Raw genomic sequence first — 24,339 nt, 5'->3', positions numbered from 1 at the left:
AACAAACGGGTCGTCGAGTGGCAGGCTTCCTAACTATCTACGGCTTGCGCTAGTAGGGCAGTTAGACTTCGCGCCATGTGCCATGTCGATCCACGATCTCGCGGGGCCTTGCGATGAGCCCGCGTGCCGCTCTGGCGCAGCAGGTGGCGCCCAGGAGCGGCCGCGCGGGAAGGCGCCGACGTCGCTGGATACTCGTCGTGGTCGCAGCGGTCGCCGTCCTGGCTGCGGCTTATGCCGTTCCCGCGATCGCCTTGGGGGGTCAGGTGCCGTCCGGCACCAGCATCGGCGGCGTGGACGTCGGCGGCCTGCCGGAGGCGGACGCTCGCGCCCGGCTGGAGCGTGAGCTCGGCAAGCGGGCCACCCGACCGATGGCGCTGTCCGTGGCAGGCAAGACGACCCGGCTCACCCCCGCCGAGCTCGGGCTGGGGTTCGACATCCCGGCGACACTCGAGGCGGCGCTGGCCGGCGCGGGCAGCCCGGCCGGAGTCGTCCGGTCGTTGTTCGGCGAAGACAGAGAGCTCCAGCCACGGATCACGGCCGACGAATCCCGCCTCACCACCCGACTCGCCGTTCTGGCCAAGACAATCGACCGCAAGCCTCGCGAGGGCGGCGTGCGCTACCAGGGCCTCGAACCGCAGGTGATCCCCGCCAAGTCGGGCCGCGCCCTCGACCGCGACGCCGCCGCACGGCTGCTCCGCGAGGCCTTCCTGGGAAACCGCGCTACGGTCGCGCTGCCCCTCCGCACGCTACCGCCCCGGATCTCGTCGGCCGAGGTGCGTCGCGTCGCGGGCTCCATGGCCACCACGGCGGTCGCCAGTCCGCTGACCTTGGTCAACGGCGACAGGAAAGCGAGCCTGACCCGCGCCCAGTTGGCCGCCGGGCTTCGCTTCGTCTCCGACGGCCAAGGCAGCTTGCGCCCCTCTTTCCGCAGCGGAGAACTCCTCCCTGACTTGCAGAAACAACTCGTCCCGGCAAGCCATCAGCCCCAAGACGCCTCCTTCAAGATCGTGAAGGGCAAGCCGCGCGTCCTCCCCGCCCGTCCCGGCCGAGGCATCGACGCGAAGGCTTTCGGCGGGGCCGTCTCCGCCGCCCTGGCGGCCGGCCAGCGTGAGGTGAAGGTACCGGTGGCCGAGGCGCAGCCCCGGTTGACCACCGAGCAGGCCAGGAAGCTGGGGGTCGAGAAGAAGGTCAGCACCTTCACCACCCGCCACCCGTGTTGCGCGCCACGAGTGACCAATATCCACCGCATCGCCGACATTGTGGACGGCCATGTCGTCATGCCCGGCGAGACGTTCTCGCTCAACGGCCTGGTCGGCAAGCGCGACAAGGCGCGCGGCTTCGTCGAGGCGCCGATGATCCTGAACAACCGGTTCGTCAACGACGTCGGCGGCGGGGTGTCGCAGTTCGCCACCACGATGTTCAACGCCGTGTTCTTCGGCGGATTCCAGGACGTGCAGCATATGGCGCACCAGTACTACATCTCCCGCTATCCGGCCGGCCGCGAGTCCACCGTCTCCTATCCGCAGCCGGACTTCCGCTGGCGCAACGACTCCCCGTACGGCGTGCTGATCAAGACCTCCTACACGAGCACGTCGATCACCGTGGACTTCTGGAGCACCAAACGCTACGACGTCACCGCCCAGAGTTCGGCCCGCTACGACGTCAAGACCGCCCCCTCCCTCACCGACTCCGGCAAGGACTGCATTCCCATGGGCGGCGCGGAGGGCTTCGCGATCGATGTCTGGCGCATCTTCAAGAAAGACGGCAAGGAAGTGCGCAGGCAGAAGTTCCACACCGTCTACGCCGCCGAGCCGCGTTTGACATGCAAGTGAGGCAGGCTCTCGGACCACGTGCACGGCTGGTTGCCGTCCCGTCGCCCCCCTCGACCGCCTGACACTCCTTCCCGCCACAGTCTCACACGGCAATCTACGACGAACCTTCGTAGATGCCTGCCCATGCGGGATGGTCACCACCCAGGAAAACCGCCCGGCAGGGCGGCCACATGGGCGATCAGTCCACCATATACGCAGCTCAGCCGACTGAACAGCTCCCCTGCGGGGAATTGTGGTGTTAACCGAACTGGCACTTGTATCTACGGAAAATGCCTATAGAGTCACCTGAAACCCCGCCCCTGACACCGAGGACGTCTCGACCTCTCATACCCCCCGGAGGTTTCTGTGCATCGCCGCTTTCTGAGTCTGATCGCTACGGCAGCAGCGCTGACGGCGCTGGCCGGCTGCGGCGCCGGCACCGCGCCACCCGCCGGCGGAAAGGCCCCGGCAGCGGCGAAGAGCCTCACCATCGCCATCTCGTCCGACGAAGGCACCTTGACCCCGTTCACCAACCAGACCGGCTACCCGGGCAACAACCTGGTGAAGCTGCTCTTCGACACGCTGGTCGTCGTCCAAGGTGACGGGGTGACGCCGCTGCTGGCCAGGGAGCTGCGGACCACCGACAACAAGGTGTTCACGATGCCGCTCCGCCAAGGCGTCACCTGGCACGACGGCAAACCGCTGACCGCCAAAGACGTCGCGTTCAGCGTCGACTTCTACAAGAAGCACATGGAGGGCGACTCCTCGATCGACCTGCGCCCGATCGACAACGTGACCGTGTCCGGCGACACGGTGACGATGACGCTCAAAGCGCCCGACCCCGAGTTCCCGCGGCGGATCCTGGCCGACATGGCGATCCTGCCCGAACACGTGTGGTCATCGGTGGCGAAGGTCAGCGAGGCCGGGACCGACAAGGCGATCGGCACGGGTCCGTACAAGCTGACCAAGTACGACAACGCCCGCGGCTACACCCTGACGGCCAACACCTCGTACCCCATGGGCAAGGCGAAGGCCGACACCGTGAAGATCGTGGTCATTCCGGAGGAGTCAACGCAGTTCGCCGCCCTGCGGACCGGTGAAGTGCACATGTCCACCAGGATCGTCCCGCCGCAGCAGCTCTCCGCACTGGAGAAGCAGCCGAACATCGGCGTGGTGAAGGGCACCGAGTTCGCCTCCACGCTGCTGGCCTTCAACACTGGCCGGGCTCCGTTCGACAAGCCCGAGGTACGCCGCGCGCTGGCCAAGGCGATCGACGTGACCGACCTGGTCAAAACCGCGCTGCTGGGTCAGGGCACGCCCGGCAACCCCGGCTTCATCCACGCGGATTCGCCCGTAAAGCCCGATCAGCTCGCTCCCCTCTACGACGTCGAGGCGGCCAAACGGGAGCTCGACGCCCTGGGCGCCAGGCCGGGCGCCGACGGGATCCGGGTGCTCGGCGGCAAGCCGATGTCGTACGAGCTGCTGGTCCAGAGCACCTCCACCGACCGGCTGCGCAGCGCGGAGCTGATCCGGGACATGCTCAAGGCGGTGGGCGTCGCGGTGAAGGTGACCGCGCTCGACCCCGACTCCCTGGACGCCAAGGTGTGGCCCGACTACGACGTGAGCAAGGGCCGCAACTATGACATGTCGATGTGGGGCTGGTCCGCGCCGGTCATGCTGAGCAGCGGATCGATCGCCCAGCTCCTCGCCTCCGATCCGGAGGACGGCTCGCTCAACGTGGTCGGGTTCAAGAACGACAAGGTGGACGAGATCATCCGGACGCTGACCTCGGCCCCCACCATGGAGGGCAGGACGGCGGCGGCCAAGCAGCTTCAGGCCCAGATCGCGGAGCAGCTGCCGTTCCTCACGCTGTACTACCGCAATGGCGCCTACGCCTTCCGCAAGGACGTCTACAGCGGCTGGACGTGGCAGAACGGCTCCGCGGCGCTCAACAAGTTCTCGCTCGTCGATTTCCAGCTCTCATGAGCTGGAGATACACGGCAGGCCGGTTCGGCGAGTACGCGGCGGTGCTCGGGGTGGCGCTCACGCTCAACTTCGCGCTGCCTCGGGCCCTGCCCGGCGGGCCGCTGAAGCTGTTCGGCAGCCCTGAGGCGCTGGCCCGGCTCACCGCCGACGAACGCGCCCAGCTCGCCACCCAGTACGGCTTCGGCAAGCCCCTGCCCGAACAGTTCCTCGACTACCTCACCGGCGTCTTCACCCTCAACCTGGGCACCTCGCTGTCCGACGGCCGCCCGGTCACCGAAGCGCTCGGTGAGGCGCTCCCCTGGACGCTGCTGCTGGTCGGCACCAGCACCGTGGTGACCGCGCTGCTCGGGGTCACCCTCGGTGTGGTGGGCGGGCTGCGCAGGCGCGAAGGCAAGGGCTCCGGCCTGCTGAGCACCGCGATCGTGCTGGACTCGCTCCCCCAGTTCTGGCTGGGCATGTTGCTCATCGTCCTGTTCGGGGTGCGGCTCCAGTGGCTGCCGACCTTCGGCGTGTCGGGAATCGAGGGTGTGACCGTCCAGGGTGTGCTGCTGCACCTGATCCTGCCGGTCAGTACGCTGACGCTGACCGGCCTCGGTTACCTGTTCCTGTACACCCGCTCTTCTCTGCTGACCGTGCTGACCAGCGAGCCCATCCAGCACGCGCAGGCCCGGGGCGTACCGTACGGGCGGCTCGTCCGGCGGCACGCGCTGCGTCCGGCGCTGCTTCCCGTGCACACGATTCTCATGATGGAGATCGGCTTCCTGGCCGCGGGCTCGATCGTGGTGGAGACGGTCTTCGCCTATCCCGGGCTCGGGCGGCTGACGTTCGGCGCGATCTCGGCCCGTGACTACCCGCTGATGCAGGGCGCGTTCCTGGTACTGACGCTGCTGGTCGTGCTCATGAACGCGCTGGCCGACGCCACGTACCCGTTCCTCGACCCCCGGGCCCGCCGATGATGTTCCTACGCGCACCACGCCGCCGGCTACTCGGAGTCCAGGGCCTGATCGGAGCGGGGATCCTCACGGTCGTCCTCGGGGTCGCCCTGTTCGGGACGACCCTTCCCGACGACGCGGGCCGGGCCCGAGTCGCGGAGCCGTACGCCCCTCCCGGGGGCGGGCTGCTCTTGGGCACGGACGACCTGGGCAGGAACCTGCTCGACCAGCTCATCGTGGGCGCGGGCACCTCGTTGAGCCTGGCGTTCATCGTCGCCGCGGCCACCACACTGCTCGCCGCGCTGGTCGGCGGCGCCGCCGGGATCGGGCCACGTTGGCTGTCGGCCACGCTGATGCGCGGCACCGACATCATGCTGGTGCTGCCCGAGCTGATCCTCTACATCCTCGCGGCGGCCTTCCTCGGCCAGTCGTTCGGCATGCGGGTGGCGATCTTGGCGCTGATTCTCTGGCCGGTCCCCGCCAGGGTGCTGCGCGCCGCCGTACTGACGGCGTGGTCACGAGGACATCTGGAGGTGGCCCGCGCCATGGGAGCGCCGCGCTGGTGGCTCCTCCTGCGGCACGGCTCCTACCTGATCGGCCCGCTGCTCATCCCCGTTTTCGTGCGTACGGCGATGCGGGCCGTCATCTACGACGCCACCCTGTCCTTCCTCGGGCTCGGCGACCCGACGGCGCCGAGCTGGGGCACCACGCTGTACTGGGTACAGACCAACGGCGTGTTCCTGTCGGACGCGTGGCTGTGGTGGGCGCTCCCGCCCGGCGCCGCGATCTCGCTCACCGTTCTCGCCCTCGCCCTCATCGGCACCGCCGTCGAGGAACGTCTCAACCCCGCGCTGAGAGAGGCCGCCCGATGACCCTGGCGCTGAAGGAGCTCACAGTCGGCTACGGCGGCCTGACCGCGGTGGACGGGATCAACCTCGACGTCGCGGACAGCGAGATCGTGGCGCTGGTGGGCGAGAGCGGCTGCGGCAAGACCTCGCTCGTCCGCGCGCTCCTCGGGCTGCTCCCCCGCACCGCCACGGTGACCGGCTCCGCCCTGCTCGACGGCGAGCACGAGCTGACCGGCCGCGTCGACTGGCGAGGCATACGCGGCAGCCGAGTGGCGATCGTGCCACAGGGCGCGATGACCGGCCTGAGCCCCGTCCACCGGATCGAAGCGCAGCTCACCGAGATGCTCACCTTGCACGGCGGCCAGGCGCAGCCCGGTGACCTGCTCGAACGCGTCGGTCTCAAGCACGGCATGCTGCGCCGCTACCCACACGAACTGTCCGGCGGGCAGCGGCAGCGGGTCGCGATCGCTCTGGCCCTGGCCGGCGAGCCCCGCCTGCTGATCGCCGACGAGCCCACCACCGGGCTGGACGCGATCACCCAGCGGCAGGTCCTCGCGCTGTTGTCCGGGCTCGGCATCAGCACGCTGATCGTGTCGCACGACCTGGCCGGGCTCATGCCGTACGCGGACCGGGCCGCGGTGATGTACGCGGGACGGCTGGCCGAGGTCCGCTCCGCCGGCACGCTGTCCCGCGAGCATGCCCACCCGTACACCACCGGCCTGCTCACCGCCACACCGGTCGCCGACCGGCAGGTGCCGTGGGGCAGCATCCCCGGCTCGGCACCCGCGCTCGACCTGCTGCCGGACGGCTGCAGGTTCGCCCCGCGCTGCCCGCTCGCCACCGACCGCTGCACCTCAGAACAACCGCACCTTCGTCCGCACGGCGAGGCGCAGGTCGCCTGCCATCACCCGGACGAAGCGGCCTATCCGGTGGTACCGCGGGCCGAGCATGCCCAGGGACCGCCGGTGGTGCGCGTCAACCAGGTCCGGCACGCGTACAGGACCCGTTCAAGAACCGTGGAAGCGCTGCGCGGCGTGGACCTCGACATCCACGCCGGGGAGATCGTCGGCTTGGTCGGCGAGAGCGGATCCGGCAAGAGCACCCTGGCCAGGATCATCCTCGGCCTGCTCCACCCCTCCGAGGGCCAGGTCGAGATCTCCGGAGAAGACCTGACCGCACGACGCGGCCGGGCGCTGCGCCGTCTCCAGCGGCGGATCGGCTTCGTGCACCAGGACCCGTACGACGCGCTCCATCCCGGCATGCGGGTCGCGAGCCTCGTAGCCGAACCGCTCGTACTGGCCGGTGTAAAAGGGGAACAACGGGTGCGGGACGCCATCACCGCTGCTGGACTGCCGGAAACCTCCGAGTTCCTCCAACGCTTCCCAGGTCAGCTGTCGGGCGGACAGCGGCAACGCGTGTCTATCGCGCGAGCACTCGCCGCCGACCCCATCCTCCTCATCGCCGACGAAGCCACCTCGATGCTGGACGTCTCCACCCGAGCAGGCATCGCCACCACGCTGCGCGCTCTGGCCACGGACCGCGGCTTGGCGGTCCTGTTCGTCACCCATGACCTCGGTGAGGCGGTGCAGTCCTGTGACCGGATCGTCGTGCTGCGCAACGGCACCGTCGTCGAGGACGGCGCCTCGGAGGACGTCTCCCGCACCCCTTCCCACCCGTACACCGTGCAGTTGCTCGAAGCGGCTCAGACATGAAAGACAAGGACGGCAAGTGACAGACGTCTTCACGCGACTGGAGTCCTTCGGCGAACGTTTCCGGCTCGAACAGGGGCTCGCGCCAGGAGAGGACTGGATCGCCTGTGACCGGCTGCTGGATCCGCGGTCGGCGGAGCTGGGCCGGATTCTCGAAGCCGAGCGCCGGGCGAGCGGCCAGGTTTCCGATCACGCGACCGCGCTCACGGTCATGGCCGTGTACGCCGGCACCGTGACGGCGGCCGCGGTGCTGGCCTGGGCCGTCGAGGGCGTGGTGATCGACATGCGTCCCGGGAACGTCGCCATCCGGCTGTCTCCCCACCACGGCTTCGAGGCAGTCGGGCTGCGCGAGCCCCGGGTCGCGGAAGCCCCCGTGACCACCCTGGTGGAATGGGTCCTGGACGACCATCTTCTGCCGCTCGCGCAGGCCATGCGGGTTCGTACCCGAGCCGGACTCCGGCAGCTTCATGGCGGCGTGGCGCATGGCTGCGCGGCGGCCTTCTGCATCGCCAGCAGACGCGGCGGGGACGTCGATCAGCTGGAGAGCGCCTACAAGACCTTCTCGGCCGCGTCCACCATCGACCTCGACCGCCTGGGCAAGGTCGTCCGGCTGACGGCAGACGACCGGAAGGGACTGTTCTATCTGCGCGACACGTGCTGCCTGTACTACACCTCCATGGAGGAGACGAAGTGCTCCAGCTGCTGCCTGGACAGCGTGGACCAGCGCATCGCCAACTATCGGCGGGTTCTGGTCGAGGGCGTCGTCCCGCACTAGGGAAGCGAGGGCCTGGTCAGTCCTCGCCTACCACGGTCAGGTCGTCGTCCAGCGCCGCGGCGATCGCGGCGGCGCGGGAATGATCATCCAGTCGTCGCGTCAGGTAGGCACAGCCGTGCCCGTGCTTGAGCGACCACCAAGCGGCCGAACCGCCGATCCCGCCCTTGGCGATCTTGCCGCGGTCTCGTACGAACCCCAACGTCCAGGTGATCCTGGTGCCGAAGACCTCATCGAAGTCGGTGACCTGGGAAGCCAGGAGGTCGGCGTGCAACCGCGGCCCGAGCAGCGCGCATACGGGGCCGTCCGCGCTGGTCAGCTCGGCGAAGAACTTGGCCATGGCGGTCGCGGTGGTGTGCAGGTTGACAGCGCCGAACACCGCCTGCCGCCACGATCGTGAGTTCGCCCGCTCGACGTCCAGGGTCCCGTCGGGGATCTGCAGCCACGGCGCCGCGTGCAACTGGCTGGGCCATTCCGGGTCGGCGTACTCCAGGTCGGCGACGCGCTCCAGCGCGTCATCCGGCACCCCGAACCAGGCGTCCAGCCCCAACGCGGGCCGCACCCTCTCGTTGAACACCTCCCCTAGCGTGGTCCCGGCGCCGGCGCGCAGGATGCCGTCCACGAGATGTCCGTAGGTCAGCGCATGCTCTCCGAGCGACGTCCCGGGGACGTACTCCGGCGCCGCCCTCGCCAGGCTTTCCCGCAGCCCCGCGTCGTCCAGCAGGTCCAGGCCTGCGGCTTCGGCCGGGAACCGAGGCTGCCCCGACCGGTGCGTGAGCACCTGACGCAACGTGGTGCGCTCCTTACCGCTGACCCCGTACTCCGGCCAATACCGGGATACCGGCTCGTCCAGGACCAGCGCGCCATCACGCACCGCCACCAGAGCGGCGAGCGTCACGAACGACTTCGACAGGGAGTACGGCTGCACCAGGGTGTCGGCGCGCCATGGACGGCCCTGAACAGCGTCGGCCCAGCCCCCGCTCAGCCGGACGACCTCGCGACCGTCCCGCCAGACCGACACTCCGGCTCCTGTCTCCCGGCCGTCGCGCACCAAGTCCTGGAAGACCTCGCGCACCCTGTCGTACCCGTCCGCAACGAATCCTGCGACCTGCACCGCTTCGCTCACCCCTGTCCGACTTCTCTCTCGAATATACCTATGGAGGGTATATGGAGAACATGAGCATCTGCGAAGTTCCTGGGGCAGGCCCTTGTTACGAGCGGACACCGAGAACAACTAGATAGAAGAAAGCCCCCTCCACGAGGGAGGGGGCTTTCCAACCGCGGCTGTTCAGCGGCGGCTGGGCGAGGCCAGAGTCAGCACGCCGGGTCGGCTCTCCAGACCACCGGATCACTCAACGGAAGTGTCGAAGCCCGCCGGGCCTACTTTGCGCTCCAGGATTCTGACGATCTTGCCGGACTCGTCGTTCTCGCCCGGGACGTAGAACGGCTTTCCGTCGCGGCCGAAAGTGATCGCCGACGGACCGCCCTCCCAGGTGCCCAGGACGTGGGAGGCCGAGTCGAAGGTCACGAACGGCTCCAGGCCCAGCGTGCGGGCATAGTCGACCGAGCCGAAGACGAGATGCTGAGCCAGCTCGATCGGCGCCTCCTGCCAGCCCGCGTAATCGCTGAAGAAGTACTCGCGGAACCTGCTGAGCTGCCGGTCGTCAATGACGTCCGGCCCGATCAGGTCCTTGACGCCCGTGCAGTAGACGTCGGCGAGGTAGCCGCAGACCGTCATCCGGTCCCACTTGTGCCGCCGGGCCACCAGCACGCACACCTTGCCGTCCAGCCCGTCGGCATCCGGCTTCTCGTCGATCCAGCCTCGGGCGGGGTCGACGGTCAGGCCGTTGCTCCAGCCGACGTTGATCCAGCAGCCGGCCACCTCGGGCTCCCCCGTCGCCGCCGCGCTGCCCTCGGCCGCCACGGCCCGGACGAGCGGGGCCACCACCGACGGCGACACCCCCAGCGTGCGGGCGATCTCCTTGGGAGACCGGCCTTCGGCTCGCAGCTCGCGTACCCGGTCCTTCAGTTCTGCGCTGTCCACGGAGGAAGCCTAGCGACCTCCGGTGCCCCGGACGTCCGCGCAACGGCAAAGCGGAGGTGGCAGGCTGATCTCCAAGTGCCATCGGGGATCGACATCTCGGTCGGCTGACGCCGGCCAAGGAGAGGAAGCCCATGCTGCCCTGGTCCGACGAGCTGGCCGGCCGCCTTGACCACAACGTCATCGACAGCGTGCTGCTGCGCGGCAACCCCCTTGGGGATCCGCATGAGCGGCCTCTGTACGTGTACGTCCCCCCGGGGTACGACGACCAGCCCGACCGGCGTTACCCGGCCATCTACGTGCTGCAGGGCTACACCGGACACGTCGCCATGTGGTTCAACCGGACGCCGTTCCGCCGTACGTACCCGGAACTGGCCGACGGCGTGTTCTCGGCCGGTGACGTGCCGCCCGCGATCGTCGTCTACGTCGACGCGTGGACCTCGCTGGCCGGCAGCCAGTATCTCGACTCGCCCGCGACCGGCCGCTACCACTCCTACCTGTGCGACGAGGTCGTGCCGTGGGTGGACGCCCACTACCGTACGCTGGCCGGCCGCGACCACCGCGCGGTCACCGGCAAGTCCAGCGGGGGCGGCGGGGCGATGGTCACCGCCATGCTGCGGCCGGACGTGTTCGGGGCGCTCGCCACCCATGCGGGCGACTCGCTGTTCGAGGTCAGTTTCCGGTCCGCGCTGCCGGTCGTCGCGCGGCGGCTACGCGACATGTACGGCGGTTCGTACGACAAGTTCCTGTCCGACTTCCGGAGCAGGATCGCCGGGACCAGGGAAGGCGACCTCGAACTGCTGGAGATGTACGCCTACGCGGCGGCGTACTCGGCCGACGAGGACGGCACGGTCCGCCTGCCGTTCGACGACACGGGCGCCGTCATACCCGAGGTGTGGGAGCGTTGGCTGGCCCGCGACCCGGTGCTCATGGCGGCGCGGCCCGAGTACGCCGAGGCGCTGCGGTCGATGCGGGCGATCTGGGTGGATGCCGGCAACAGGGACGAGTACTTCCTGGACTTCGGCGCCACGGCGTTCCGGCGGGCGCTGGAGGTGGCGGGGGTGCCCGATGAGCGGATCTACTTCGAGCTCTTCGACGCCGGGCACGGCGCCATCGAGTATCGCTACCCGCTCGCCCTGGCCTGGCTGAGCCGCCGCCTCTCGCCCTGAGACCCCACTTCTCGCCCTGAGGTCGGCGACAGCGTCAGGTCGGACGGGGTCCCGTTAGGCTGGCGGGCGTGTCTCGACTGACGGCCTCATTCCGGCTGATGGCGATGACGACGCCGTGGAGTCGGCGGACCGATGTCGTGCTGGCGGGGACGCTGGCCGGGTTGTCGTTCGTGCCCGGGATCGCTCATCAGGGCGTCGATCTGGCGGACCTGCCGGACCTGCCGCTGGACGCGGTGGGAGTGCTGCTGATCCTGGCGCAGAGCCTGCCGTTGGCCATGCGGCGGCGGTGGCCTGCCGGGTGTCTGGCGGTGGTCGGCGGGGCGTTCATAGCGTTTCAGCTGCTGCGCTATCCCACGGCGTTCGCGGCGCTCGGGCTGATCGTCGCGTTGTACAGCGTGGGCGCCCACCTGCGGCGTCGGTCGCTCGCGGTGGCCGTGGTCGCGGTGGTGGCGTACGTGGGGCTCGCTGTCGCCCTGCACGAGCTGGGGTCGCCGGAACGTCCGCTGGACTACACGACCTTCCTGCTGTTCCTGGTGGCGTGCTGGGCCACGGGTGTCGTCGTACGGGAGCGGAGCGCCGCCGAGGCGGAGCGGGTACGGCTGGCCGAGGCGGCGGTCGTCGCGGCGGAGCGCGCCCGGATCGCGCGGGAGCTGCACGACGTGGTCACCCACCACGTGACGGCGATGGTGGTCCAGGCCGACGCGGCGCAGTTCCTGGCCGGGCAGCCCGAGCGGGTCACCACCGGCCTGGAGGCGATCAGCGAGACCGGCCGCCACGCGCTGACCGACCTGCGCTACCTGCTCGGCGCGCTGGACGGTACGCCGGACGCGGACGGCGAAGGCCGCGAGCCGTCGGTGAGCCGGCTGCCCGATCTGGTGGCGCGGACCCGGGGCGCCGGGCAGCCGGTGGAACTGGTCGAGGACGGACAGCCGGGCGCCATGGAGAAGGCCGCGGAGTTGGCCGCTTACCGGGTCGTCCAGGAGGCGCTCACCAACGCGGTGAAGCACGCCGCGGGCGAGCGCACGCTGGTCCATGTACGCCATGGCGAGGAGTGGATGGACGTGGAGATCACCACGGACGGACCCAGCCGCGCCGGACTGGGCCGTGGTGGCGGGCGAGGGCTGGTCGGGTTACGGGAGCGCGTCAGTGTGGTCGGTGGTGAGCTGAGCGCCGGGGTACGGTCCGGCGGCGGATTCACGGTTCGGGCCCGGATCCCGATGGGCCTGCGCTGAGCGCGATCCGGGCGCTGGGCTTGACAGCCGCACAGGCCTTATGGGCTCAGGTCGGCCGCGTCCTCGAGTTTCAGCCTGCCGCCCTGCTCGTACGCGATGCCGAACGCCGCCTCCCCCAACGCTTCCACGACCACCTCGGTGACCCGCGTGACCTCAGCCGCCTCCGACGGCGCGGCAGGCGTCTGGTTGTGCTCGCGGACGCCCGCCGCCAGCCCCAGCAACCGGGCGGCCCGTTCATGGGCGCCTCCGGCGGCCACGGCGGAGGCCAGGCCCTCCACGGCCCACGTCGCCGAGCGCGGGTCGCCGATGCGCTGCGCCGCCGTGAGCGCCTCCAGGTGCAGGTCCCTGGCGGTCGCGACGTCGCCCCGCCGCTCGATGAGGAAGCCGAGCTCGACGAGAGTGTCCGGCAGGTGCAGGGCGGGCTCGACGCCGGGACCCCTGGCGATCCCTTCGAGCAGATGGTTCAGGCGCTGCTCCGCCAGGTCGAGGTGGCCGGCCCGGCGCTCGGCATAGGCGAGCCCCATCTCGGCCATGATCGTGGTCTCTCGATGGCCCTGTCCGGAGGCGATGTGCAGGGCCCGCCCGCACAGCTCCATGGCCCGCTCGAAGTCGCCCGCCCCCAGCTCCATCCAGCCCAGCCACGCGGTGCGCCCGGCCACCTCCGGCCAGAGCCCGAGGTCCTCCGCCATCCGCAGCCCGTCGGCGAACAGCCGCCTGGCCCGCTCCGCGTCGCCCCCCATCTCGGCCAGCCCGCCGAGCCACTCCGTGGCCTGGAGCACTCCCCACCGGTCGCCGAGCTGCCGGAACAGCCGCGCGCTCTCCTCGCCGTCGCGTTCGAGGGCCACGAAGTCCCGTCGCGTGAAGGCGTCCCGCGCCCGGCAGCTCAGGGCCGCGGCGATCCCCCACTCATCGCCCATGGTCCGGAACGTCGCCAGCGCGCTCGTCACCAATTCCTGCCCGGTCACCATGTCGAGCGCCGACGAGCCGATGAACCACTCGGCCCTGGCCCGTACGCCCGGATCCGCCACCTGATCCACGGCGGACCGCCAGTCGACGTCCTCCCCCAGCATGACGGCGAACCCGGCCCGCCACGCCCCCGCCCTGGCCCGAGCCTCCGAAACAGCACCGTCGTCCGCGATGGCCAGGGCCGACTCCAGGGACCGGCGCCCCTCGGCCAACCGGCCGCGCAGCACCCAGTACCAGGCCAGCGCGTTCACCAGCGTCAGCGCACCGGCCGCGTCCCCCGCCGCCGCGGCCGCGTCGAGCGCCGCCCGCATGTTCGTGGCCTCCGCGTCCAGCCGCAGCAGCCACTCCCGCTGGGCGTGCCCGTAGAGAAACGGCTCAGCCTGTACGGCCAGCGCCGTGTAATAGGCCGAGTGCGCCTGTCGTACCCGATCCAGCTCACCCGCCTCCGACAACCGCTCCAGGCAGTACTCGGCCACCGACTCCAGCAACCGATACCGCATGCCCCCCGTACCGTCGGCCACGACCACCAGCGAGCGGTCGACCAGCCGCGCGAGCAGGTCGAGCACGTCGAGCCCGTCCTCCGCGCAGGTCTCCTCCGCGGCCTCCAGCGTGCAGCCGTCGGCGTGGACGGCCAGGCGGCGCAGGACGGCGCGTTCGGGCTCGGTGAGCAGCTGCCAGCTCCAGTCGATCACCGCCATCAGCGTCTGCTGACGCGGCGGCGCGCCGCGCTGCCCGGAGGCGAGCAGCCGGAACCGGTCGTCGAGCCTGGCCACCACCCCGTGCACGCCGAGCGCGCGTACCCGCGTCGCGGCCAGCTCCAGAGCCAGCGGGATGCCGTCGAGCCGCCGGCAGAGCTGCGCGACCGCCCCGGCGTTCCCCTCGTCGAGGGTGAAGCCGCGTGCGGAGGCGGCGGCCCGCGCCACGAACAGCTGGGCCGCCTCGGACCGCGCCACCTCTTCGGGGTCGGCGCCGGCCGGTACGTCCAGCGGCGGCACGCTCCACAGCACCTCACCGGCCACCGCAAGCGGTTCCCGGCTGGTGGCCAGCACGCGCAGCCCGGGGGCGGCCCGCAGCAACCGGCCGGTCAGCTCGGCGACCCGCTCGATCACGTGCTCGCAGTTGTCGAGGACGAGCAGGAGCCGCCGGGAGCGCAGCGCGTCGGCCAGCCGGTCGACCAGGGGCGTCCCGTCGGACTCTTCCCGGATGTCGAGCGCCGCCGCGACGGTCTCCGCCACCGCCCGGATGTCGAGCTCCGCCGCCTCCGCCCGCCCGTCGGGGTCCGGTGAGCGCGTCCCCCGATCGAGGGGGGCCAGCTCGACCAGCCATGCGCCGTCCGCGTACGCGTCGGCGAGCCGGGTGGCGGTCTCCAGGGCCAGCCGGGTCTTGCCGACGCCGCCGCTGCCGGTCAGCGTGACGAGCCGGTTGCTCTCCAGCAGGGTACGGACCTCGGCCAGCGCGCCGTCCCGGCCGATCAGGTCGCTGAGCGAGGCGGGCAGGTTCGTGACGGGCCGGTCGGCCGGGCTGCTCAGCGCCGGGTCCTGGCCGAGTATGGCCTGGTGCAGCGCGGCCAGCTCGGGCCCGGGATCGAGGCCGAGCTCCTCGGCCAGCCGTTCGCGCAGGTCGGCGTAGCTGGCCAGCGCCTCACTCTGCCGTCCCGCGCGGTACAGGGCCCGCATGTGTACGGCCCGCAGCCGCTCCCTCAGCGGATTGCGGGCCACCAGGTCACCGAGCTCACCCACGAGCAGGCCGTGCTCGCCCAGCTCCAGCCGCGCCTCGGCCTGCTGTTCCAGGGCGGACAGCCGCTGCTCCTCCAGCCGGAGGATCGCGGACCTGGTGTACTCCTCGTCGGCGAAGTCGGCGAACGCCGGGCCGCGCCACAGCGCCAGCGCGTCGGACAGCAGCTCCGCCCTGGTCCGCGGGCTCTCGGCCGTCTCGGCGCGGGCCAGCAGGTCGGCGAACCGCGCGGCGTCGACCGTACCCTCGGCGGCCTTGAGCAGGTAGCCGGGCGCGCGCGAGATGATCAGGTTCTTCCCGCCGGGCTCGGCCTCCTCCAGCGCGCGCCGCAGCTGCGAGACCCGCACCTGGAGCGCGCCCGCGGACTTGGCGGGCGGTTCGCCCGCCCACAGGTCGTCCACGAGCCGGTCGGTCGACACCGGCCGGCCCTCGTCCACCAGCAGGTCGGCGAGTAGCGCGCGGACCTTCAGCCCGGGGATCGTGACGGGCTCCCCCTGGTCGGTCCATACGGCCAGCGGCCCGAGCACCCCAAAGCGCATAAGGGCCACCTTAAGCGGACGAGAAGTGGATCTGAAGGCCGCTCCAGCACCGTGAAGGCATGGGAAACACGATGAACGACCTCGCCGGACGACGGGAATGGCTCGGGCTGGGCGTCCTGGCCTCGGTGGCCCTGCTTCTCTCCCTTGACGGGAGCGTCCTCTACCTGGCGCTGCCGCGGCTGAGCGCCGGTCTGGGCGCGAGCGCGCCGCAGCAGCTGTGGATCCTGGACATCTATTCGTTCATGCTGGCCGGGTTCCTGGTCACGATGGGAACACTGGGCGACAGGATCGGCCGCCGCCGGCTCCTGATGATCGGCGCCGCCTGCTTCGGCGCCGCGTCCATGCTGGCCGCCTTCTCGGTCAGCGCCGAGATGCTCATCGCCACCCGGGCTCTGCTGGGCGTCGCGGGGGCCACCTTGATGCCGTCGTCGATGGCGTTGCTGCGCAACATGTTCCGGGATCCGAAGCAGATGGGTGCCGCGATCGGGATCTGGTTCAGCTGCTTCATGGTCGGCATGGCGCTCGGTCCCCTGGTGGGCGGCCTGCTGCTGGAGCACTTCTGGTGGGGCTCGGCGTTCCTGCTCGGCGTGCCGTTCATGGTGCTGCTGCTGGCCACCGGGCGGGCGCTGCTGCCCGAGTATCGCGACCCGGCCGCCGGGCGGCTCGACCCGGCCAGCGTCGCGCTGTCGCTGACCGCCATCCTGCCGTTCATCTACGGGCTCAAGGACGCCGCCAGGAACGGCGTCAACCCCGTGGCCGTCGCCGCGGTCGTGATCGGTGTGGGTGTCGGCGTGGTGTTCGTCCGCCGCCAGCGCCGTCTGGCCAGCCCGCTGCTCGACCTGCGCCTGTTCGGCAACCGCGCGTTCGCCGCCACCCTCGGGATCATGCTGCTCGGCGGCGTGGTCATGGCGGGCACCACGCTGATGTCCACGACGTACCTGCAGACGGTCGCCGGGCTGTCACCCCTGAGCGCCGGGCTGTGGCTGGTGCCGCAGAACATCGTGATGATCGCCGCGCTGACGCTCGCCCCGGTCCTCGCCCGCCGGTTCGGGACGGCGTACGCGATGGCGGGTGGGCTGGTGGTCGGCGCTGTGGGGCTGTTCGTGCACACCCAGGTGCCCAGCGTCGGCGGTACGTGGCTGGTCGTGGTCGGCCTGATCCTCGCCTCCGCCGGGATCGCGGTGCCGATGGGCGCGGGCAACGGCCTGATCATGACGGCCGCCCCGGTGGAGAAGGCCGGATCGGCGGCGGCGCTCGGCGAGACCTCCGGCGAGTTCGGGGTGGCCGTGGGCGTGGCCGTGCTGGGCAGCCTCGGTACCGCCGTCTATCGCAACCAGCTGCCGGACACGCTGCCGGTGGAGGGTGCCCGCGAGAGCATCACCGCGGCGGTGACGGTCGCCAAGGACCTGCCCGGCGTACTGGAGGTCGCCAGGGACGCCTTCACCACCGGGCTCAACGCGGTGGCGGCGGTCGGCGTGGTGGTCTTCCTCGTCCTCGCCGCCGTCACGATCGCCGTGCTCCGCCACCACGACCGCGCCGCGCAGGCGGACAACTCGGAGGCACTCGCCGCCGCATGACGCCCTCAGCCCAGCTCGGCCGCCTTGCGCAGCAGCACTGAGCGTTCGCGCTGGTTGGCGCACAGCCGGGCGGCCAGCTCCAGCTCGGCGCGCGCTTCCGGTCGCCGTCCGAGCCGGGCCAGCAGCTCGCCGCGTACGGTCGGGACCAGATGCGAACCGGGAAGCCGGTCCGAGGCGATCAGCTCGTCCACGATGGCCAGGGCTTGCGCCGGGCCCGAGGCCATGGCCACGGCGACGGCCCGGTTGAGTTCGACCACCGGCGAGGGCGCGACCCGGCCGAGTGCCTCGTAGAGCACCACGATCCGGTCCCAGTCGGTCGCCTCGACCGAGGGCGCCGACGCGTGGGTGGCGGCGATCGCGGCCTGCAGGCCGTAGGGGCCGAGGCCGCGCGTCGATGCCTTGGCCAGCGCGGCCAGCCCACGGCGGATCGCCGAGAAGTCCCACAGCCGCCGATCCTGATCCTCCAGCAGGATCGGTGAACCGGCCGGCCCGGTCCGGGCCGGGAAACGCGCGGCCGTCAGCTCGCACAACGCCAGCAGGCCATGCACCTCCGGTTCGTCCGGCTGCAGCGCGGCCAGCGTGCGGGCCAGCCGAATCGCCTCGTAGGCGACCTCGGGGCGCAGCAGCCGGTCCCCCGACGTGGCCGTCGACCCCTCGGTGAAGATCACGTAGAGGACGCTGAGCACGCCGCCCAGCCGTTCCCGGCGCTCGGCGGCCGGCGGCAGCTCGAACGGCACCCCGGCCGCCGCGATCGTCTTCTTGCCCCGGGTGATGCGGGCCTGCACGGTCGGCACGGGTACGAGGAACGCGCGGGCGATCTCCTCGCTGGACAGGCCGCCGACCACACGCAGGGTCAGCGCCACCCGAGCCTCCGGGGAGAGCACCGGGTGACAGCTGACGAACATCAACGCCAGCACGTCGTCATCGATCTTGTCGGGATCGATGTCTTCGTCAACCGCCGAGTCGGCCGCCAGGTCGGCCGCCAGCAGGGCGTATCGGTCCTGCAGGGCGGTCCGGCGGCGGATCGCGTCGATCGCCCGCCGCCGGGCCGTGGCCATCAGCCAGCCGGCCGGATTCGCCGGAGAGGCGAGCGGCCACGACACCAGCGCCTCGGCCACCGCCTCCTGGGCCGCGTCCTCTGCCAGCCCGAAATCGCCGGTGAACCGGGTCAGCGCGGCGACGATCCGCGCCGACTCGATCCGCCAGACGGCCTCGACATCAGCCGCACCCATCAGATCTGGCCGTTGCTCTCGCGCCCGGCCCAGTCCTTGACGATCACCGGTCGACCTGCGGGACCTCGTCGCTCCCGGCCACCCGCCGGACCTCGATCTTGGACCCGGGGGCCGCCGGGACCCGCTTGGCCCACTCGATCGCCTCCTCTTTCGAGGCGACGTCGAGCAGGAAGTAGCCCCCGAACAGTTCCTTGGTCTCTCCGTAAGGCCCGTCCGTGACCACCGGGGCCTGGCCGCTGAAGTCGACCACGACGCCCCGGGCCGGATCATCCAGCCCTTCCGCCGCGAGGAGAACGCCGGCCTTGACCATCTCCTCGATGAACTGGCGGGTCGTGGCCATCATCTCGTCGATGTCGGCCATCATGGCCGCGTTCGACTCATCGGTACCCCGCATGATCAGCATGTACTTCGACATCGCGTTCTCCTCATCCGGCGGGGCCGCCTCTCGGCCCTCACACCCACATGTCGAACGAGCCGCCCGCGGATCGACACGGCCCCGGAGAAATCTCTCGCCGCGACGCGGCCGATCCCGCCAACCCGCGTTTCGCCCGTCAGATCGGCCCCTGAGCGGTGGCTGACGCGCGGACGCCATGCTGATCAGAAAGCTTGCCATGCTGAGCAGAAAGCTTAACGTCGCAGCTCTGGAAGGCGACAAATCCCGCCCCCTCCACACCGCGGAAAGGCGGCATGTGGTGTTTTCCATCAGGCGGGCCAGCCCAGGTCGATACCCGCCAGGTCCGTGCGCGAGGAGACGCCCAGCTTCGGGTACGCCTTGTACAGGTGGAACCCCACCGTCCGCGGGCTCAGGAAGAGCTGGGCGGCGATCTGCCGGTTCGTGGCGCCCGTCGCGGCCAGCCGGACGACCTGCAGTTCCTGCGGGGTCAGCGTGTCGAGTGGTCTGGCCTGGCCGCCGGGCTCCGGCAGGTCGGCGCGGGCGCCGGTGGCGGCCAGCTCCGTACGGGCGCGTTCGGCCCAAGGGTTCGCGCCCAGCGCGGCGAACCGGTCCATCGCGGCACGCAGCCGCACGCCGGCATCGGACCGCCGGCGGCCCCGCCGCAGCCACTCGCCGTACAACAACTCGGTCCTGGCCCGCTCGAACGGCCGCCCACCCTGGGTGTGCCGCTGGAGCGCCTCGGCGTAGTGCGCCTCGGCCTCGCCGGGTGGGGCGAGCAGGGCCCGGCAGCGGTACGCGACGGCGGCGGCCCACGGCTGGGCACTGGCCGCCGCCCAGGCGTCGAACCGGGCGAACGCCTCGGTGGCCAGTGACGGCTCACCCAGGCGGGCGCAGGCCTCGACGTAGTCGGCTATGGCGAAGGTGACGATCACGGTGTGGCCGAGCGGTCCGCCGAGGACCCGCGCCATCCGCTCGGCCACCGCTTCGTGCCGAGCGCGTACGAGGTCGAGCAGGGTCAGCGCGCAGCCGCCCCAGCCGGATCCGTTGCGCTCCTGGGCGGCGCCCTCGGCTTGCTGGGCGAGCCGTACGCACCTCTCGTCATCGCCTTCTATGGCGGCGAGGCGGGCCAGGATGCCGTGCAGGTGGCGCAGCCGCCCGGCCTGCCCGGTGTCATGCGCGATCTGCCACGCCTCGGCACCTGAGGCCGCCGCCTCCGCGTGCCGGCCGTGGAGGATCTGGGCCTGGGTGAGCAGTTGGAGAGCGTGCGGCAGAGCGCCGATCAGGCCCTGTTCGCGGCAGGTGTCCACCTGCGCGGCCGCCATCTCGCAGGCGGCGGCGTCATCGCCGGTCATCAGGGCGCTGAACACGGCGTACGTCCCGATGACCCGGCCGGCGGCGGGCGTGGGAAGGCTCGCGTGCGGTGCCGGGATTGCGGCGCTCGTAGGGAAGGTCGCGGTGCTTGTGGGGAGGGCCGCGCGTAGCGGGACGATGGCGGCGCGCAGGAGTGGGAGTCCGGCGGCCGGGTCTCCCGCGGCCACCCGCTCCATGCCGCGTACCGCTCCGGCCACCGTCGCGAGGGAGGCGTCGATCCCCGGGCCGAGAGCGGCCAGGAGGTCCGTGATCTGCCCGAGCGCGGCACGGTCGCCCGCGAACCAGGCCTCACCGGCGGCGGTGGCGAGGAGGGTGGCCGCGTCGTCCGGCGCGTTCCCGGCGATGCCCACCGCGGCCTCGATCAGGGTGTGCGCGGCCGGCGTCGGGCCGCCGTGTTCGGCGTCGACCACGGCCCGTACGGCGGCCAGCCGGGCCAGCACCGCGGGATCCCCGGTCAGGCGTCGTCCCCGGTCGGCGGCGGCGCCCGCGCGGGCCAGCTGCCCGGTGCCGATCGCCGCCTCGGCGGCCGCGGCCAGCCACTGAGCCCGCAGCCGCCGGTCGACGGTCAGCTGCGCGGCCCGCTCGTACGCGGTGGCGGCCGAGGCGTGGCTGCCGCGTTGCCGGGCGCGGTCCCCCGTCGCGGCCAGTACGGCCGACGTCTCCTCGTCCGGCCCGACCGCGGCGGCGGACAGATGCCAGGCGCGGCGGTCGGCCTGCTCGTCACCGTCGAGAACCCGCGCCAGCGCGTGATGGGCGGCCACCCGATGGGCGAGCGGCGCCTCGCGATATGCGGCGGTCTTGACCAGGGGGTGGCGGAACCACAGCCGATCCTCCGAGACCCGCACCAGCTGGCGGCGCTCGGCCGGTTCCAGATCGGCCAACCCGGCCCCAAAGCCCGCCGCCTCGAAGCTCTGTGCCGCTCGCAGGACGAGGTCCAGGTCGCCGGAGTCCTCGGCCGCGGCGATCAGGAGTAGCCGCTGGGTGCGTTCGGGGAGCAGCCGGATCGCGGCGCGCAGCGACTGTTCGAGGCGGCCGGCCAGGGAAAGCCGGGGTGGTTGCAGGGGCAGCGGGCTCAGCCGGCCGGCCCGCTGCTCGGGAGTGAGGGTCCCGGCGAACTCCAGCAGCGCCAAGGGATTCCCCTCGGCCTCCTCGATCACCCGATCCCGCGCCTCGGGCACCAGATCGGCCGCCACCTCGGCCAGCAGCGCCTCGCAGTCGGGCCGGGCGAGACCGGCGAGCCGCAGCTCGGGTACGCCGTCGACGGGCCGCTCCGTACCGTCGTCGCGAGCGGCCAGGATCATGGTGATCCGCTCGGCGCCCAGCCGGCGGGCCGCGAACACCAGCGCGTCCACCGAGGCACGGTCCAGCCACTGCACGTCGTCCACGAGGCACAGCAGGGGGCGCTCGCCGGCGAGGTCGGCGAGCAGGGTCAGCACCGCGAGGCCGACCAGGAACCGGTCCTGGGCCCCGCCCTCGCTCTGGCCGAAAGCGCCGCGCAAGGCGTCCCGCTGCGCCGCCGGAAGCTCCGCGATGAGCTGCCGGGCCGGCCCCAGCAGCATGTGCAGGGCGGCGAAGGGCAGCTCGGCCTCGGCCTCGACGCCGGTGACGCGGAGCACCAGCGGGTCCCCGCCGGCTGTCCGGGCGACCTCCGCGAGCAGCGCCGATTTGCCGATCCCGGCCTGGCCGTACACCACGATGGCGTTGCCCTGGCCGGCCCCGGACTCGGCGATCATCCCCCGCAGGAGGGCGATCTCCGCGTGTCGGCCGATCATGCTGCCCGACCCTACCTAACCGGTGACCGAATCCCGTGAGCCGCCCTCCCAGGTACCGGTCACCGTGACGGATTCGGCCGGGGCGGCGCGGCCCTTACGGTCCTGAGTTATGGAACATGTGAGCCTGCAGCCGGTGGGGACCGTCGTCGGCGGGCGTACCGAGGCGTTCGACGACGACTGGAACACCGAGGAGGCCGTGATCCGGCTCGACGGGAGCCGCTTCGCGCCGGACTCCCTGGCCGGTTTGGAGGCGTTCTCGCACCTGGAGGTGGTGTTCCAGTTCCACCTCGTGGACCCCGCTTCGGTGAACACCTCGGCCCGCCGTCCCAGGGGCAACCCGGACTGGCCGCTGGTGGGCATCTTCGCCCAGCGCGGCAAGAACCGCCCGAACCGGCTGGGCGTCTCCCGCTGCCGCCTGCTCGGCGTCGACGGCTTCGACGTACGCGTCCGCGGCCTGGACGCCATCGACGGCAGCCCGGTCCTCGATCTCAAGCCCTATATGGCGGAGTTCGGCCCGCAGGGCGAGGTCGTACAGCCGGCCTGGGCGACCGAACTGATGCGTCACTACTACTGAGGGGACTCCACAACATGAATGCCAAGCTTCCCGCCAGTACGGACGTCCTGATCGTCGGCGCGGGCCCGGCCGGGCTCTCCTTGGCCACGGCGCTGGCCGGGCAGGGGGTGGACGCCGTACTCGTGGACAAGGCGCCGGAAGGCGCGAACACGTCGCGGGCGGCGGTCGTGCACGCCCGCACCCTGGAGGTGCTGCGCGCGATAGACGTGAGCGACGAACTGGTGGCCGCCGGTGTCACCGTGCCCCGCTTCACCGTCCGCGACCGTGACCGGGTCCTGCTCACGGTGGGCTTCGACAAGCTGCCGACCGATTTCCCGTACACGCTGCTGGTCCCTCAGAACATCACCGAGCAGGTCCTGCTGAACCGGCTGCTCAGCCAGGGCGGCACGGTCCACCGCCCGTACGAGATCTCGATCGTCGAGCAGCAGCCCACCGGCGTCACCGCCAAGACCTCCGACGGCGGGCTGATCCACGCCTCGTACGTCGTCGGCACCGACGGCATGCACAGCACGATCCGCGAGCAGAGCGGGATCTCCTTCACGGGCGACACCTACGCCCAGTCGTTCATCCTGGCCGACGTCCATCTCGACTGGACGGGACCCGCCGACGAGGTCGCGCTGTACTTCGCCCCGGAGGGGGTGACCGTGGTCGCCCCGCTGCCGGGCGGCCGCCACCGGATCGTCGCGACGGTCGACGAGGCTGCCGAGCACCCGACTGCCGCCGACATCCAGGCGCTGCTCGACGCCCGTGGTCCCCACGCTCACCGGTCCATGGTCACCGGCCTGGTCTGGAGCTCCCGTTTCCGGGTCCACCACCGGCTGGCCGACCACTACCGGGCGGGCCGGCTGTTCCTGGCCGGCGACGCCGCCCACGTCCACAGCCCGGCCGGCGGCCAGGGCATGAACACCGGTATCCAGGACGCGCTCAACCTGGCCGGGAAGCTCACCGCGGTGCTGCGCGACGGCGCTCCGGAGACGGTCCTGGACGAGTACGAAGCGGAGCGCCGCCCGGTCGCCGAGGAAGTGGTCGCCTTCACCCACAAGATGACGAAGATCGCGACCGTGGGCAACTCACCGCTGCGAGTCCTGCGCAACACGGCCCTGCGCGCCCTGGACTGGATCCCGGCGGTCCACCACACGATGGCGATGAACCTGTCCGAGCTGGCCGCGGCCGACAGGCACTGAGCTCACGCGGTCGCCGCCCGGCGCCCGCGCTGGGCGGCGAGCAGCATGCCCGCCGGGATCACGACGAGTACGAACGGCGTGGGCTCCAGCACCACGGCCGCGACCAGGCCCCACACGGCCACCCCGATCGCGATGTACGGCGGCGGCACCTGTCCGAGCCGCCCGAACCGGACCACCAGCGCCCCGACCAGCCCGAGCGGCACGGCGAAGCTGCCCCACACCATCCAGAAGGCGCCCGCCGCCGGTGCCGGATCGCGCAGGCCGTCGAGCCCGTCCGCGCCCAGCCACAGCGCACCGCTGAACCAGTCCGGCAGGTGCTGGGCACTGATCACTCCGGTGATCAGCAGGTGCCCGGCGGCCAGGAACATGATGATCCCGCCCGCCCACACCACCCCTCTTACGGAAACATCAGTTTCGGAACTCATAGTTCCGTATCATGGATCTGCTTTGACCTCTGCGCAAGTCTTTTCCGGAACTATGAGTTCCGTATACTCGC

17 protein-coding genes and 1 pseudogene are annotated in these 24,339 nt (G+C 71.3%); 11 read left to right on the top strand and 7 right to left on the bottom strand.

Going from position 1 to position 24,339, the window contains the following annotated elements; translation table 11 throughout:
• Positions 1–113 precede the first annotated feature (113 nt).
• From AB0B64_RS14650 to AB0B64_RS14625, 6 genes are all read left to right on the top strand, one after another.
• On the top strand, positions 114–1,832 hold the full coding sequence (locus AB0B64_RS14650; protein ID WP_358177543.1) for a VanW family protein: 1,719 nt from the start codon (positions 114–116) through the stop codon (positions 1,830–1,832).
• Between the two features lie 345 nt (positions 1,833–2,177).
• The gene (locus AB0B64_RS14645; protein ID WP_358177540.1) at positions 2,178–3,797 is read left to right on the top strand and encodes an ABC transporter substrate-binding protein; all 1,620 of its coding nucleotides are present in this window, start codon (positions 2,178–2,180) and stop codon (positions 3,795–3,797) included.
• Complete coding sequence (locus AB0B64_RS14640) at positions 3,794–4,753, top strand: ABC transporter permease (protein WP_357942274.1); 960 nt, start codon at positions 3,794–3,796, stop codon at positions 4,751–4,753. Before AB0B64_RS14645 ends, AB0B64_RS14640 begins: the two co-directional genes overlap by 4 nt.
• On the top strand, positions 4,750–5,601 hold the full coding sequence (locus tag AB0B64_RS14635) for an ABC transporter permease (RefSeq protein ID WP_357942271.1): 852 nt from the start codon (positions 4,750–4,752) through the stop codon (positions 5,599–5,601). Before AB0B64_RS14640 ends, AB0B64_RS14635 begins: the two co-directional genes overlap by 4 nt.
• Positions 5,598–7,289 carry an ABC transporter ATP-binding protein gene (locus tag AB0B64_RS14630; protein WP_357942269.1) on the top strand — a complete coding sequence of 564 codons (1,692 nt, stop codon included), beginning with the start codon at positions 5,598–5,600 and terminating at the stop codon, positions 7,287–7,289. Before AB0B64_RS14635 ends, AB0B64_RS14630 begins: the two co-directional genes overlap by 4 nt.
• A 16-nt stretch (positions 7,290–7,305) precedes the next feature.
• Complete coding sequence (locus tag AB0B64_RS14625; protein WP_357942266.1) at positions 7,306–8,061, top strand: hypothetical protein; 756 nt, start codon at positions 7,306–7,308, stop codon at positions 8,059–8,061.
• A 16-nt stretch (positions 8,062–8,077) separates the two neighbouring features.
• On the opposite strand, the gene AB0B64_RS14620 is transcribed toward AB0B64_RS14625, so the two are convergent.
• Together AB0B64_RS14620 and AB0B64_RS14615 are read right to left on the bottom strand one after the other, a co-directional pair.
• Positions 8,078–9,184 carry a serine hydrolase domain-containing protein gene (locus AB0B64_RS14620; RefSeq protein ID WP_357942264.1) on the bottom strand — a complete coding sequence of 369 codons (1,107 nt, stop codon included), beginning with the start codon at positions 9,182–9,184 and terminating at the stop codon, positions 8,078–8,080.
• A gap of 222 nt (positions 9,185–9,406) precedes the next feature.
• Positions 9,407–10,102: a helix-turn-helix domain-containing protein gene (locus tag AB0B64_RS14615; RefSeq protein WP_357942262.1), complete on the bottom strand. Its 696-nt coding sequence runs from the start codon at positions 10,100–10,102 to the stop codon at positions 9,407–9,409.
• Between the two features lie 131 nt (positions 10,103–10,233).
• Here AB0B64_RS14615 and AB0B64_RS14610 point away from each other — a divergent pair, with 131 nt between their 5' ends.
• Together AB0B64_RS14610 and AB0B64_RS14605 are read left to right on the top strand one after the other, a co-directional pair.
• Positions 10,234–11,268 carry an alpha/beta hydrolase-fold protein gene (locus AB0B64_RS14610; RefSeq protein WP_357942260.1) on the top strand — a complete coding sequence of 345 codons (1,035 nt, stop codon included), beginning with the start codon at positions 10,234–10,236 and terminating at the stop codon, positions 11,266–11,268.
• A 68-nt stretch (positions 11,269–11,336) separates the two neighbouring features.
• Complete coding sequence (locus AB0B64_RS14605) at positions 11,337–12,500, top strand: histidine kinase (RefSeq protein ID WP_358177537.1); 1,164 nt, start codon at positions 11,337–11,339, stop codon at positions 12,498–12,500.
• Positions 12,501–12,538: 38 nt separating this feature from the next.
• On the opposite strand, the gene AB0B64_RS14600 is transcribed toward AB0B64_RS14605, so the two are convergent.
• Positions 12,539–15,739: a BTAD domain-containing putative transcriptional regulator gene (locus AB0B64_RS14600; protein WP_357942256.1), complete on the bottom strand. Its 3,201-nt coding sequence runs from the start codon at positions 15,737–15,739 to the stop codon at positions 12,539–12,541.
• 59 nt (positions 15,740–15,798) lie between these two features.
• Here AB0B64_RS14600 and AB0B64_RS14595 point away from each other — a divergent pair, with 59 nt between their 5' ends.
• Positions 15,799–17,316, top strand: coding sequence for an MFS transporter (locus AB0B64_RS14595; protein ID WP_357942254.1), 1,518 nt, complete (start codon positions 15,799–15,801; stop codon positions 17,314–17,316).
• A 5-nt stretch (positions 17,317–17,321) separates the two neighbouring features.
• On the opposite strand, the gene AB0B64_RS14590 is transcribed toward AB0B64_RS14595, so the two are convergent.
• The 3 genes and pseudogenes from AB0B64_RS14590 to AB0B64_RS14580 all read right to left on the bottom strand — a co-directional run bounded on the left by AB0B64_RS14590 (position 17,322) and on the right by AB0B64_RS14580 (position 22,085).
• Entirely contained in the window at positions 17,322–18,548 is a 1,227-nt protein-coding gene (locus AB0B64_RS14590; protein ID WP_358177534.1) for a sigma-70 family RNA polymerase sigma factor, read from the bottom strand.
• Positions 18,548–18,963: pseudogene (locus tag AB0B64_RS14585) on the bottom strand (YciI family protein). Before AB0B64_RS14585 ends, AB0B64_RS14590 begins: the two are co-directional and overlap by 1 nt.
• Before the next feature lie 287 nt (positions 18,964–19,250).
• Positions 19,251–22,085: an AAA family ATPase gene (locus AB0B64_RS14580; protein ID WP_358177531.1), complete on the bottom strand. Its 2,835-nt coding sequence runs from the start codon at positions 22,083–22,085 to the stop codon at positions 19,251–19,253.
• 109 nt (positions 22,086–22,194) lie between these two features.
• Here AB0B64_RS14580 and AB0B64_RS14575 point away from each other — a divergent pair, with 109 nt between their 5' ends.
• Positions 22,195–22,659: an SAM-dependent methyltransferase gene (locus tag AB0B64_RS14575; protein ID WP_358177529.1), complete on the top strand. Its 465-nt coding sequence runs from the start codon at positions 22,195–22,197 to the stop codon at positions 22,657–22,659.
• 14 nt (positions 22,660–22,673) lie between these two features.
• The gene (locus AB0B64_RS14570; RefSeq protein WP_358177527.1) at positions 22,674–23,843 is read left to right on the top strand and encodes an FAD-dependent monooxygenase; all 1,170 of its coding nucleotides are present in this window, start codon (positions 22,674–22,676) and stop codon (positions 23,841–23,843) included.
• Between the two features lie 2 nt (positions 23,844–23,845).
• On the opposite strand, the gene AB0B64_RS14565 is transcribed toward AB0B64_RS14570, so the two are convergent.
• Positions 23,846–24,268, bottom strand: a complete 423-nt coding sequence (locus tag AB0B64_RS14565; RefSeq protein ID WP_357942244.1) for a hypothetical protein — start codon at positions 24,266–24,268, stop codon at positions 23,846–23,848.
• Between the last annotated feature and the right edge of the window lie 71 nt (positions 24,269–24,339).

The sequence above is a fragment of the Nonomuraea sp. NPDC049129 genome (genome assembly GCF_040648495.1).
GTDB lineage: Bacteria > Actinomycetota > Actinomycetes > Streptosporangiales > Streptosporangiaceae > Nonomuraea.
The sequence above is the reverse complement of the archived record's forward strand: the minus strand, read 5'-3'. Positions and strand labels throughout refer to the sequence as shown.

Coding starts and splice junctions, on each gene's coding strand:
- AB0B64_RS14650 (WP_358177543.1), top strand. CDS start 114: ATGAGCCCGCGTGCCGCTCTGGCGCAGCAGGTGGCGCCCAGGAGCGGC.
- AB0B64_RS14640 (WP_357942274.1), top strand. CDS start 3,794: ATGAGCTGGAGATACACGGCAGGCCGGTTCGGCGAGTACGCGGCGGTG.
- AB0B64_RS14635 (WP_357942271.1), top strand. CDS start 4,750: ATGATGTTCCTACGCGCACCACGCCGCCGGCTACTCGGAGTCCAGGGC.
- AB0B64_RS14630 (WP_357942269.1), top strand. CDS start 5,598: ATGACCCTGGCGCTGAAGGAGCTCACAGTCGGCTACGGCGGCCTGACC.
- AB0B64_RS14610 (WP_357942260.1), top strand. CDS start 10,234: ATGCTGCCCTGGTCCGACGAGCTGGCCGGCCGCCTTGACCACAACGTC.
- AB0B64_RS14600 (WP_357942256.1), bottom strand. CDS start 15,739: ATGCGCTTTGGGGTGCTCGGGCCGCTGGCCGTATGGACCGACCAGGGG.
- AB0B64_RS14595 (WP_357942254.1), top strand. CDS start 15,799: ATGGGAAACACGATGAACGACCTCGCCGGACGACGGGAATGGCTCGGG.
- AB0B64_RS14590 (WP_358177534.1), bottom strand. CDS start 18,548: ATGGGTGCGGCTGATGTCGAGGCCGTCTGGCGGATCGAGTCGGCGCGG.
- AB0B64_RS14580 (WP_358177531.1), bottom strand. CDS start 22,085: ATGATCGGCCGACACGCGGAGATCGCCCTCCTGCGGGGGATGATCGCC.
- AB0B64_RS14575 (WP_358177529.1), top strand. CDS start 22,195: ATGGAACATGTGAGCCTGCAGCCGGTGGGGACCGTCGTCGGCGGGCGT.
- AB0B64_RS14570 (WP_358177527.1), top strand. CDS start 22,674: ATGAATGCCAAGCTTCCCGCCAGTACGGACGTCCTGATCGTCGGCGCG.
- AB0B64_RS14565 (WP_357942244.1), bottom strand. CDS start 24,268: ATGAGTTCCGAAACTGATGTTTCCGTAAGAGGGGTGGTGTGGGCGGGC.